Source organism: Bradyrhizobium sp. Crot121 (assembly GCF_059512385.1).
The window spans coordinates 19,587-32,777 of record NZ_JCAMOR010000078.1 but is presented as its reverse complement, the minus strand read 5'-3'; the positions used below and the strand labels follow the sequence as shown (position 1 = coordinate 32,777).

The 13,191-nt window shown below is 65.8% G+C and carries 2 protein-coding genes; one reads left to right on the top strand and one right to left on the bottom strand.

Translation table 11 applies throughout. The features are described 5' to 3' along the window. Positions 1–311 precede the first annotated feature (311 nt). On the top strand, positions 312–770 hold the full coding sequence (locus AC5ZGW_RS38020) for a putative Ig domain-containing protein (protein ID WP_130227847.1): 459 nt from the start codon (positions 312–314) through the stop codon (positions 768–770). A 149-nt stretch (positions 771–919) separates the two neighbouring features. Here the strand turns inward: AC5ZGW_RS38020 and AC5ZGW_RS38015 are convergent, their stop codons facing one another. Next, positions 920–13,087 (bottom strand): filamentous hemagglutinin family protein, encoded by a 12,168-nt coding sequence (locus tag AC5ZGW_RS38015; protein ID WP_130227846.1) that lies wholly within the window; start codon positions 13,085–13,087, stop codon positions 920–922. Positions 13,088–13,191 lie beyond the last annotated feature (104 nt).

Here is a 13,191-nt window from a genome sequence, read left to right as displayed (position 1 = left end):
AACCGCACGAAATTACTTCGCTGTCGTCGCTATCGCCGCAACTCTGCTCTGGCTAAGATAACTGTCCACGCGACCTAGGCGGCACGCTGCTGGTCGGTGGCTCATGGTTAAGAGACAGCCGCGGGGTGAGAACAATCAATGACTTGCTCGTCGCACCCCTGGGCTTATCCGGCCGAAAATGGGCATTCGTCGCACGGTCAGGAGATCGCTCGGCCGTAGCGGCCCCAATGCAAGGCTGCCATAATCCGGAGGAGTGCTCGAACCGATACGATGATCCGCTTTTATAATGGCACTTAAATACCAGTGCCCATGTGGTCGATCGTTGGAGCGGCACGCTGCTGGCGACCGCCACATCCACCAATGAGACCGCCACTTTTCGAGCCGTGGGCGACAATTACCGGGTTGGTGTCGTCTTTAACGATACCGGCTCGACAACCGACACGCCACTGGTGTTCGCGACCCAGACCCCCAACCAGAATGCGGTCGTCGGCTCGGCCTTGTCGCTGATGCCGCCCGGCGGCACCTTCAATGATCCCGATGGCAGCCCTCTCCCCTATTCGGCAACCGGCCTGAACGACGCGGCGCGTACCATATGGCTGACGTTCAATGCGACGATGCAAACTTTCAACGGCACGCCGACATCGGCAAATATCGGCACCGCTGGCGTCCAGGTGTCGGCTACCGATCCTGCCAACCTCTCTGCCACTGAGGCTTTCAATATGGCCGTGACCACGACGACGCGCGACGGCGAGTCTATTCACGGCGTCTAACACCCCGACGCAAACCAGTTTGGACGACGGCTTGCCGCTCGAGATCGGGGTCGGGTTCGCGTCGTCCGCCACGGGCAAGCGGACTGGTCAGCCGGAACAGCCGGCAATTCAGCGACAACCTCCGACGACTCGTTGCAGCCGCATTGCCTTTACAACGCTCTGTTCCTCACTTCGTCGTCGAGCTTGCGCTTCTCCTGCTCTGTCAGATCCTTGGTCTGCTCCGCCGTAAAGGTGCCGTTGCCGAGCACCCGGAACATGCCGTTGGAGTCGTAGTTCTGGCTCTGTTTCTTGCGCGCGGGTTCCCTGTTGGCATCAGGCTCCGTGCCATTCCCTCCGCCGAAGCCCAGGAATTCGACCATGATGATCGACGGCTGGTCACTGGTGGTGGACTGCGTCGGCGCCGTAGTCTTTTGCGCTGCTCCGGCGGTGCTGTTCGCCGCCAGCGCGGCATTGATGTTCGGCGCCTGCACAGTCGGCACGCCCGTGACCGTGCCCTGCCCGGAGATGTTGGCGGCATTGACGACCTGAAGCGCGGCCAGGTTGACGTTGCCGGAATGGCGGATGCCGGCCTCGCCCGCGTCGATGGTGCCGAGCGGCGCGATCAGATCGATGTCGCCTGGCAGCACTTCCGCGATCGGGTTGAGCGTTGCGATGCCGGCGCCGGCCGACGGCACGGCCGGCGACAGCGAAACGTTGCCGTAGGGGTCGTAGGTGCGTTTGGGCGGGGTGAAGATCGTCGTCGTCTTCGAGCCGCGGCCGGCGTTGATGTCGCCGGTGGCCGACCACACCAGGATGTTGCCGCCGTAGGTCGTCATGATGCGGCTTTGGCCGAGCAGCACGCTGCCGAGCGAATAGACGTCGATGTCGCCCGAGCCCTGCGTGATCAGGCCCGCGCCGGCGCCCGGCGACACGCCTTCGACGCCGATAAGCGTCCTTCCGCCCGGATTGAGGATCTGGATGCCACCGCCGAACTGGGTCTGGATGCCGGCATCGGCGAGGTGGGGATTGCCCAAGACATCCTTTGTAAAGCCGCTGAACATCGTGAGCGTGCCTGAATAGGCGCTCGGCTTGCCGTTGGCATCCTGATCCGGGAACAGCGTCGCGATCGCGCCGCGGCCGCGCAAATAGGAGCCAAGGCGCGGGCTCGTGATCGCACCGCTGTATTCGCGGCCGCTCTGGGTGAGCTCCTTGTAATAGACGTCACGCACGAAGACGCCTTGCTGCGCCGTGGGCAGAGCGAGGAAGAAGGCGAGCGCGTCCGCTGCGGTGCCGGTGTAGCCAAAGCGCTTCTGCAGCCAGGCCAGCAACTCCTGGTGATAGCTGTGGACCACCTTGCCGCTGCCGGCGAGCGGCGTGTCCTTGGGCAACTGGTTGGCGGCATCGAAATACAGCTTGGCGAAAGCAGCATAATCGGGACCGCTCGGGCCGACGCCCGCCAGCACCGTGATGCCGGCGCCACCCGCTTTGTTCAACGGGTTGACGATATCGCCGACACTGACCAGCGACCCGTAATAGCCCTGGTACAGGTTGCGGCCGGCCTGCACCTGAAGCAGGCCGGGGCCTGCGATGGTGACCGACTGGTAGATGATATCGCGGCCGGCCAGCACGAGCGAGATATCGTTTTCGCTCGTGTTCAGGAACACGCTTGGCGTCGTGCCAGTGCCGACGATATCGCGCCCGGCGATCACCTCGAACGGCTTGGCTGCGATGTACCAGGTGTCGCGGTTCGGAGCGGTTCGGAAGTTGCTGCTGGCGTTCTGCTGCTGCCCGAGGATCAGGTCGTCGATATCGACGCCGGCATAGACCAGCGCAGGCCGAGTATCGCCGGCATGCAGATTGGAGATGGGCGTGTCCTCACCGAAGGCGATCGGATTGAACGGATTGAGCATGTAGGCCGAGGTCGGGCTGGCGTGCGTGATGCTGCCGTTGCTTACCGGCATGGTAAACACGGGACGGAACGGCGTTGCCAGCGTGCTCATATCGGCCCCTGACATTGCGACCACCTGGGTCGAGCCGTAGATCGAGCCTGCGGCGAGCAGTTCGAGCTGGCCTGAGGGCGATGGGATCAGTTCGAGAACCGGGAAGGTCTGATTGGCGGACACGGGCTCCGCAAAGCGGATATCGCCATCGGCCGCAGCGACGATCAACGTACCAGGATAGAAGCTGTTGCTGTTTTCGACGGCGTTGAAGGCGGTCCCCGTCAACGGTGCGACGTCGCCGCCGGCTGAATACAGATTGATCGCAGTCGCCGGCCTCCATAGCGTGAAGCTCGATTGTCCGCCGCTGGCGACGAGCGTGGTCGTGCCATCCGCATTGCGCAGCGTGTAGGGAATGCCGTTGAGATCGACCAGGGCTCCCATGCCGGCATCACCGGCGCCGCCGAACACCAGGTCGCCGCGCGTCATGATGCTGACGGTGCCGTCACCCGGAGTGAAGATCGGGCCAGGCGTCTTCAGCGAGCGTTTGAAGATATTGGGATCGGTTGCGCGCGGATCGACAGAGGTGAAGGCGGCACCGCTGTTGTTCACCGCGAACGCGCCGATAGAACCAGCCTTCACGACAATATCGCCGCGCAGATCGGTGATAGAGCCGTAATAGTCGGGCACTTGCGAAGATAAGATCGGCATTACGAAGTTGAGCTTGCCGCCGACTTTCAGTGTGAGATCGCCGCCGCCGGTCTGCAGCAGTGTGCCGTCCGCCAGCACCCGTCCGGTCGAAGCCACCGCGAGATCGAGACCGGTCGAGCCGTTGCCTGTCACGCCGGCGTTGCCGCCCGCAATCACAGTCAGGTTGCCGCCGCCGAGGGTGCCGATACCCTGGAAACCAACGAACTGCTTCTTGTCGGGATCTGGAGAGGTCTTTGCGTAGGAGCCGAAGTTGACCCACCACGCGGTCGGATCGGCGGACAAGCCTCCGCCTCCCTGCCGGCCGAACCAGTTGCCGGTGAGATCGGAGTCGACCCAGCGATTGTTATTGTTGGATATCTGGATGTTGCCGGTGACATCCTGCTGAGCCGTGAGCAGGAGGTCGCCGCCATGCTCCGGATACCATGCGTGCCAGGTGCCGCTGCTCGCGGCTCCAACGACGTCGTAAGGGTTGCTGCCGTCAGCCGCGAGGACCGGCGCGGATTGTGTGCCGGCGGTGTAGACGCCGTAAGGCGTGGCCTCGCTGAAGCTTCCACCGGCGAGCAGGTCGAGATTGCCGGTACCGGTGCGGACCACACTGAACATGCGCGAGGATTCGTAAGCGGGATCGTTCAGCGTGAGATTGCCGCGACCGTTGAGCGCCCGTGCCGTCTGCAGCGCGCGCTGATCGGCGGCGGCGAGATCTGCACCTGCCACGAGGCGAACCGACGCGGAGAGCGAACCGGGCGCCAGCATTGGCGCTGTCGCCGATGTTCCGGTCGCGCCGGGAATTCCGGGCGTGACCACCGCTCCGAGGGGAGGTAAATTGGCGATATCGAAGACTAAGAAGTTGTTCCCCCCTAACGAAGGTCCGGGATCCAGCGTGGTGCCGGCCGGGATGGTGTTACCCGGCCAATATTGACGGCCATTGATATCGACAAATGGGACCCCATAGATCGAGACCATATCCTGGTAGAACTGGTCGTCTGGTATCGTCCAGTCATTCATCAGCGTTACGCTGCGGGAATAAACGTAACTGGAATTGTTCAGGCTGGTGTCGCTGGGCGACCACAACTGCGCGTTGGGATCGTTCGGGATATCGATCGGAGTGTAGACCGCTGGCGTTCCCGGAGCTGACTTGAACCCGTCCGAGATGCTTCCCTTGACGGTGAGGCCGCCTGCCGCGCGCACCACGAGCGCCATCGGTTCGCCTGCCCCGTAAGTGGCGGAGTTGGGGTCACGATCGGCGCTCGCGCCGTAACGATATTTCGCGAGGTCGATATCGCCCGAGGTCGACAGGTCCCCGCTCGAGGTGATCTGGACGCCCGGGCGCAAATGGAAGGTGCGGCCGTAGGACGACAAACCTGCGATCCTGCCCTGCAGCGCGCCGTTCGTCAGCGCGGCATTGATGAAGGCTGTGCTCGCGGCGTCGTAGCCGTCAAGCGTTGCCTGGCTGATGGCGCTGCCACCCGGCAGGTCATAGGTCCAGAATGCGTTGAGCGCGATGCTGTACGCGCCCTTGATGGTGAGCGGACCGGCGGCGGCGATGGCGATGTCGCCCGAGGTCTCGCCGGTGCGCTGCGCGTTCAGTTGGACGTCACCATAAGCCACGCCATCCGGCGTGGTGAGGTTCATCGTTGCACCCGGCGACAGGGTGAGCGTGCTGCCCGCGGCGGTCAATTCGATATGGCCGCGGTTCTTCGCCTCGATGGCGTGGCCGTAGCTGTCGGCCTGCAGCACCGTGCCGTGAGCATCGAGCACCGCGCTCGAGGCCAGCGTCAACCCGTTGCCGGCGGAGAGCCGGATCGTACCCGGCGCGGCGCCGGAGGCATCGATGGTGCCGGCGACGGTGAGGCTGCCGCCGTCGACGGAAACCGTGACGCTGCGGGCTTTCACGCCGTCGGTGATAACAAGATCGCCGGTCCGGATGTCGAAGCTGCGCGCGTCGAAGAAGCCGCCCTGGGTCAACAGCGCGTTGAGCGCGGCGAAGTCGGCGTTGGAGAGCATGGCGGTGGTGACGCTGAAGTCGCCGCTGGTGTAGCCACCCGCCGCCGTGCCGTTCAGCGCACCGTGGAGCGCGACCGGTCCATTGACCGCGCTGATGCTGATCGATCCGGCATCGGCGTTGGTGGCGGAGACGTCGATCGTCGCGCTCGCGGCCTGCGTCAGGCCTCCCTGCGCGCTGTTGAAGATCGCCGTGCCGCCGAAGCCGTAGACCGTGGCCTTCTGGATCTGAGACGGCTGGCCGCTCAGATCGATGCGGCTGCCGTCATTGAGCGCGATGTTGTTGGTGGCGTTGACCACGAGCTTGCCGCTCGGCAGCAGGATGGTGCTGCCGATGGCGACGCTGTCGCCGGTCAGATCGATCTCGGCGCCCGACACCGTGGTCTCCGCCGCGCTCGGGCTAGCACCTGCGGGCGCGACGACGTTGAGCGCGCCGCCGGCAGCATAGGCCATGACCGACTTCTGCACGCCGGTCAGCAAGGGGGTCGTCAGCGTCAGGTTGCCGCCTGTTCCGCTCCGGCCGAACACGGCCGCAGGATCGGAACTCGGGGACTGGTAGACATACAGCTTGCCGTCGCCCGCCGAGACGATCTGCGATCGACCGGTGATGTTGACGTTGCCGAAGCCGTAGACGACGCGGCTCACCGAGCTGGTATCGAGCGAGACGAAGCGGCCGAAATCGACCACCTCGGCGACGAGATCAAGCGTGCCCGTGCCGGTGCCCGGCCCGCCCGCGGCGATGGCCGGCGGCGTGGCGCCGGCGATCCCGTTCCAGGTGATCCTGTTGGCGGCAATCACGTTGCGGTCGCCTGCCGCACCGTATCCGTAGATCGCTGACGCGTTGAGCACGAGATCGACGCCGCTGCCGGTGGCGTCGAGCGCGGCGCTGCCGAACAGGTTGACGGCACTGGCTGCGCTGAGTGTGAAGGTCTTGAGTGCCGGCGCCCCATGGAGCGGATCGCCGTTGACCAGCGTGTTGAACAGCGTCTGGTCGAACAGCAATCCGGTCGGCGCGCCGGCCGCTGCGACGATCGCGGCATCCCCGATATTGATGGTGCCCACCGCGAGCGCGATGTTGCGCGATCCGAAATGGGCCGATTGATCGATCGTGGACGCACCGTTGGTCGCAAACGCCAGCGTGCCTTCGGAATAAAGCTGCGCTCCTGCTCCGATCGTGATGGCGCCGTTGCCCTGCGAGCCGAGGAAATTGAGGGCACCGTTGGACAGCGCCAGCACTGAGACGCCGTAGGCAGTGTTGTAACCCATGCCGGTCGAGTCCGAATCGAATGGCGCGGCGCCTTGCCCGATTGTGGTCAACGTCACATTGTTGCCGACGCTGATGTTGCCGCCCACGAGGAATATCTCGCCTGCTCTGAGTGTGACCCCGTCACGGATGACGATGTCGCTTCCCCCCTGCAAAATGATCGCGCCGTCGACGATCCCATCGTAGCCGTTGACCATCAGGCGCGGTGCACCGAGGGCATTGAGATCGGCTGCGCGCACCGAGCCGCTGGTGAACCCGGCCGTCGGCGCATCGGCATAGATTTCACCGACGCCCTGCAGCAACGCTTGTCCCGCAATGCCGCCCTGCGCGCCCTGGAACAAGGCCGTGCCGTCGAACGTCAGTGCCGATCCCGTCGCCGGGGATGACGGCGCCTCGACTTTCACCTGCAGCGCCTTGCCGTCGGCCGGCAGCAGCGGACGCAGGCCACCGAACTGTGCGGCATTCGCAGTGAAGAAATCGCTGTAGCTCTGCTCGTTGTATTGCGAATAGTTGCGAACCGAAGCGCCTGAAGTGATCAGGGCCTTCACCGGGAGGCTGCTTTTGATCGCGGTGTTGGCGATGCCGGTCGAAACCGACGCCGCATAGGTGCCGTTGCCGATCGCCGTCGGGCTGGCGATCGGTTGGGTACTGCTGCCGCCAAGCTCGACGCGGTACGCGCCGGGCAAGAGCGCATAATTCGACGGCAGCAAGGTGTAAGTGCCGGCCGGCAGGCCCGGAACGCCCGCCGGAATGGTGACCTGCTGGCCGACCACCGGATCGCCCGCGCCGTTCTCGGGCGCGATCGGTGCGTAGCTGGACGCATAGCCGGGCACGACGGCGTAGACCTTGTCGCTGGCCTTGCTGACCGGGGTCGCGGGATTGGCGTTGGCGAGCGGGGTGCCGAGCACGTTGACCGAGCCGCCGCGTCCGGAGACGAAGCCCGCGCCGCTGAGCGTACCGCCGCCGGACATGTCCAATATTGCGCCGCTCGCGACATTGACCGATTGCCCATCCAGCGTGATGCCGGACCAATTCCCCGTGTTGCCATAGTTGGTCAGAGCGACGGAGCGCACGCTGGCCCCGTTGTAACTGTAGGTGACTCCGTCGATGGTGCCGCCATAGGGGATGGTCAGGCCCGCCATGGAGACCGAGGTCAGGCTGCCGGGCAGCAGATCGACGCGTGGCGTGAAGACAGGATAGCCCATGCCGAAAGTCAGCGAGCCGAACGGTGCGCGGACGATGCCGCCCTGTTCGACGATCGGTGCCTGGAATGCGAGGCTGCCGAACACCGACAGCGGCGCGTCCGGAATGGTGTCGGTGGTGCGCCCGATGGCTAGCGTCACGGTGGGATCGGAATTGCCGCTGCCCGCGATCACGGCGGCAAGGGTGTTGGTCGCCGGATAGAGCTGTGCGGCGAGGAGATCGAGATTGCCGCTGGTGGCGAGCTGCGTCGTGATGACCTCAGCCATCGACAGGAAGCGGATGTCGCCCTGGCTGACCAGCTTCGTCGTCAGGAACCCCGGCGCAAACATGTTGTTCGGCGCGCGCGCCGAGAACTGGACGAGGCCCTGGATGTCGATCTGGTTAGCGTCAGCTTCGAAGGTCGCGATGGTCGGCACCGCCGCGCCGCCGGGATTGCGAATGCTGCCGCTGGTGAACCCATCCTTGACCTCGGACGCAGGTTCACTGAAGAGGATGTAGGGCGCCGACAGCTTCACACTGCCGGTCGTCGGCTGCATCGAGGAATCGATCGGTCCGGACACGGGCGCCCCTGACGTGAAGGCCGCCGCGGTCAGCGTCAGGCTGCGGCCGAGCGCCAGCGACACGTTGCCGGAGAAGTGCATGTAGTCGCCGGAGATCAGGGTCAGGCTGTCGAACCCGCCGGCTTTGACCATGTCGGCGCTCACCGTGGTCCGTCCGAACATGAGGGAGGCGGCCTTGGTGCCGGGCGCGATGTCGGACGGCAACAACGACGGCTGGCGCTCCTGCACCACGGTCATCACGCTGGGGAGGACTGCGGTCGCTGGAATAGAGGCGGACTTAGTAGTCAGGTCAAAGGGGAACGACTGCGTTTGGAAGACCGGCGTGGTGAGCGCGATCGAGAGGTTGCCGCCCGCGGCGCCCGCGCCACCGGCGAACGCGCGCATGTCGCCGTCGAGGTAGAGCCCGCTCTGCGAGGACAGCCTGATGGAGCCGCCGTTGCTGGCAAGCGTCAGCGGCTGGCTGGCTGTCTGCGGATTGCCGCCCGCCGCGAGATCGATCGCGGCCTGCGTCCCGTCGGCATTGAGTTCGGCGCCCGGACGGACGATCACGAAGGCGCCGCCGCCGTTGATGGCGATCGCGCCGCCATCGGTTGCCTGGCCGTAAGGGTGACCGGCTGAATCGAACGCGCGGTAAGCCAGCCCGGACACGTCGAGCCTGGCATTGGCATCGATCCATATCGAAACCCCGCGGCCGTTACCCGCCGCATCGAAGTTGCGCCCCTGGTCAAAGGAACTGCCATCAGCGTCGTTGACGAGGTTGATGCTGCCGCCGCGCGCGGTGAGATTGCCGAGCACGGTGATCTGGCCGAAGGCATCGAGCTTGATGCTCTGCCCGGGATCGACGCTGATCGACGCGCCGTCGCTGACGACGATCGCGCCGCCATCGACGAGCCCCCCGCCCCCGGATCTGATCAGCGACCGCAAGGTCACGCTGGCGCCGGCGCGCTGCGTCAGCGTCGCGCTCGTCGGGCTTTCGGTGAACAGCGGCGGCAGCCATAGCGACATCGCCGACGACGGATCGCTGCCGCTGCGCGCCGTATAGCTGTCAGCGGTAAACCGGTAGACCGGCATCGAGGGCGTAAGAACGGTGTTGTTCGCGACGAGAACCCCCTGCCCGCCATTGATGTCGTAGCTGGAGAATCCTGCGGTGAAGAACGACGGAGTGAGCGCGGGCGCCGGCGTGATCGCCACGGTCACGGGCAGCACCGCTCCCGCCGGAATGATCGCGCCGACCGGATAGGTCATCGGCGTGGATTGAACCGATCCAGCGGCGTACGTGATCTGATAGGGCTTGACGGGAATGCCGTTGGGAAAAACGCTCGAAGGGAAGACGGTGCCGGCCGGAAAGACATCACCGGTGTATCCGCCCAGGCTAAAGCCAGAGATGACCGACCCCGCCGGCAACACGCGACCTGCCTCGTAATACTCTGTGCTGCCGTTCACCCGTGTCTGCACCAATATCCCAGTCGGAATAATCCATTCCGCGCCGGTCGGCGTGCTCGGCGCACCCGCCGACCGGACGTCAACCGGGAGCGGCGCGTCATAAGCGATTGAGGTAAAGGTCAGCGTCAGCGCCACGGGCAATGGCTGGCCCGCCGGAATGGTCAGCGCCTGATTGAACTTCAGCGCGACGGGCGCCGGCGCGCCGGCTGGCAGCACGCCGCCCGCCAGCGCTGCGTTGTCGCCGATCAGGAGGTTGCCAGGCGAAGAGATCGTCAGCGTGCCGCCGCCGGTGACGCCATAGGCGCGGATGGTGCCGTCGAGAACGAGAGTCCCATCGCCGGGCGTCCCGGCGTCCTGCTGTGCGTGGCCGGCCATGATCGTGACATTGCCGCCCTTGCCGCCCTGGGTCTTGCCGTCGGCAAGGACGGCGCCGCCAGACGACACGTCGATGGTGCTGCCCGCCGCCAAGGCGACATTCTGCGACGAATCGAAGGTGACGCTGCCGCCGTTCAGGAAGCCGAGGTTGGCGGCGCTGTCCGGATCGGTCGACTCGTTGACCCACAATCCGTGGGCGTCGATCGTAACGCCGCTCCTCAGCGTGAGGTCGGCGCCGCCGGCTGGGGTCGTCAGCGTCTTGGTGCCCACAGCAGCGCTGGTAAGCATGTTGCTGACGGTGACGGTGCCGGAGCGCGCCGTGATGTCGGCCGCGACGTCGACAGTCGGTGCGACCAGCTTGACCTGCGCGCCCGGCGCGAAGCTCAGCGGCGCGTTGACGGCAATTTTGTTGGTCGTGTTGATGTTGAGGCCGCCTAGGCCGAAGCTGTCGAGCGTCGGCGCATCGAACCAGGCGGTGTTGGCGCGCTCGGTCGGCACTGAGCTCGCCGCCGACATCGAACTGGCCACATTGGCGGCCACGTTGCCGAACACCACATCGGTGCCGTAGGCGCCGGCCAGCCCGAGGGTCGTGTACTGGCCGAGCGCCAAGGTGCCGGCGAGCGGCGCCACGTCCTGGGTCAATTTGTAGCCATCGGTGACGCCGGCCGGGCGGGCGTTGCGCTGGCGCTCGCCGTCGATCACGCCGGCCACGATCTGGCCTTCGAAGAGCGAGGTCGGCGTCGACAGGATGAGACTGCCGGCGTCGCGGCCCGCGGTGTAGCCGTCTTCCCAGCGCAGATTGACGCTGCCCTTGCCGAACGGAGATGTCCAGATCTCGGTCAGCCGATCGTCGACATTGCCTTCGACGCGATGCGAGCGCTTATAGCTGCCGCCGAGCGCCGCGAACTTTACGTCCGCCGGCGCATTGCCGATGTTGTAGAGGCGGCCATCGGCGCCAAGCAGATTGCTGGTCATGATGTAGCCCGGCGCATAGCTCACCGAGCCGCCGGAGATGTTGAAGGTCGAGCCCGGCTGCGCGATCACCTCCGGCGCCGCCATCGTGATGCTGCCGCCGACCGCGGTCCATTCGCCGATCCGGTGCCCGGTGTTGTTGAGATAGCCCGAGACCTCCAGGAGGCCGCCCGCGGTATAATAGCGATCGGTGGCGTAGCCGCCGGTGCCGGCCGGCACCAGCGTCAGGTCGCGGGCGTCGATCCAGACATTGGCGTTGAACAGATTGCGGCTGTCGCGGTTCTGCGGGCTGTCGCGCAGCTCGTTGCCCTGGACGTTGACCGCGATGTTGTTGGCGCTCATCGGCAGCACGGTGCCGGTGGTGCCGGAGACGTCGAGCGTGGCGCCCTTTGCGACGAACACCCGCTGGCCGGCGCCGACCGCGATCTGGCCACCCTGCGCCTGGGTCAGCGAGCCGTTCTGGACATCGACGATCCCGCCGCTGACGATCTCGATCCGCGACTGGTCCTCGCGGTCGGCCAGCAGCGAGAGGTTGTCGAACTGCCCGGCGGCGGCAGCGGGCCGCGCGATGTTCTGCGTCGTCGAATCCGCGATCAGCGCGTCGCGCTTGGAATTGAGCGCGATGGCGTCGCTGTCGGTCTCGGGCACGATTGCGGTGAAGGCATTGCCGGTCAGGGTGACGCGGCCGGTGCCGTCGCTGGCGGAATTCAGAAGATGGATGGTGCCGCGCTGGTTCACCGAGGTGGTCGACAGCAAGACGCCGTCCTGGGTCACGGCATGGCCCGCCAGCGTGATATCGCCCTGCTGGCTGTAGATCAGGCCGCTGTTACCGACCGCACCGCTCAAGCTGCCGCTGCCGAACAGCGGCGCGATCTCGGTGCCGCGGGTGGTCGAGCTGGGATTGCCGATCGTGCTGTAGCCGGGGCGGAGCACGAAGCTGTCGCCGGCGGCGAGCGCGGCCTGCCCGTTCGGGGTCTGGATCAGGCCGGCGTTGCTGACCTGTGTGCCCATCAGCAGCACATAGCCGCCGCCCGAGGTCGCCGAGGCCGGCGCATGGGTCGTGATCTGCGCCCCGGCCTCCACGCTGACCACGCCACCGGCGCCGGTGAAGCTCGGCACGTAGTTAGGGTGGTTGTTGCTGTCGGTGCCGCTCTGCGTCGAGTAGATGCCATTATTCTGGAATTGGGCGTTGGTGATGGCAGCAGTCGAGGCGATCAGCGAGCCGACGTTGATCTGGCTGGCGCCGCCGAAGATGATGCCGTTCTGGTTGATGATGTAGACTTGGCCGTCGGCCTTGATGCTGCCAAGGATCTGGCTCGGGCTGTTGCTGCCGGTGACGCGGTTCAGTGCCACCCAGTCGGCATTGCCGCGCTGGTTGAACGTCAGGGCGGTCTGGGCGCCGACGTTGAAGCTGTTCCACTCCAGGATGGCCTGTGCGGCCGTCTGCTGGATGCCGACATTGGTCTGGCCGCCACTGACCGACTGCGTCGGGGCATTGGCGCCCTGCCAGGCGCCGCCCGGCGCCACCTGCAGCCCGCCGGCCGCAAGGCCGTTCGGCACGCTCACCTGCGGCAACGTCGTCGAGCGCTGCGAGACCATCGCGGCGGCCCGCGCGGCCGCCTGCACCGCCTGCATGGATTGGACGGCCCGCGACAGCGCGCCCTGGCTCTGCTTCGCCGCCTCCTGCGCCTGCTGCGAGGCCGCACTGGCCGCGTTGATCGCAGCCGTCGTCGCCGCAACGCCCGACGAGCCGCCGAGCGGCCTTGCCTGCGCGCTGTGGACGCCCACTAATGTGAGCGCAAGCACGCTGACGGTGCGGAGTAACGACCGACGGGCATGGGATGAGCGGCAGTCGAAGTGATGGAGGGGCACGCAGGGGCTCCTTGCAATCCCTCGCGACCAGTGCGACCTTCGCCGCGCCGGCTGGCGGTCTCCAGGGTGATGTCAGAAGCAAGACGGAAACCCGATCGCAAACG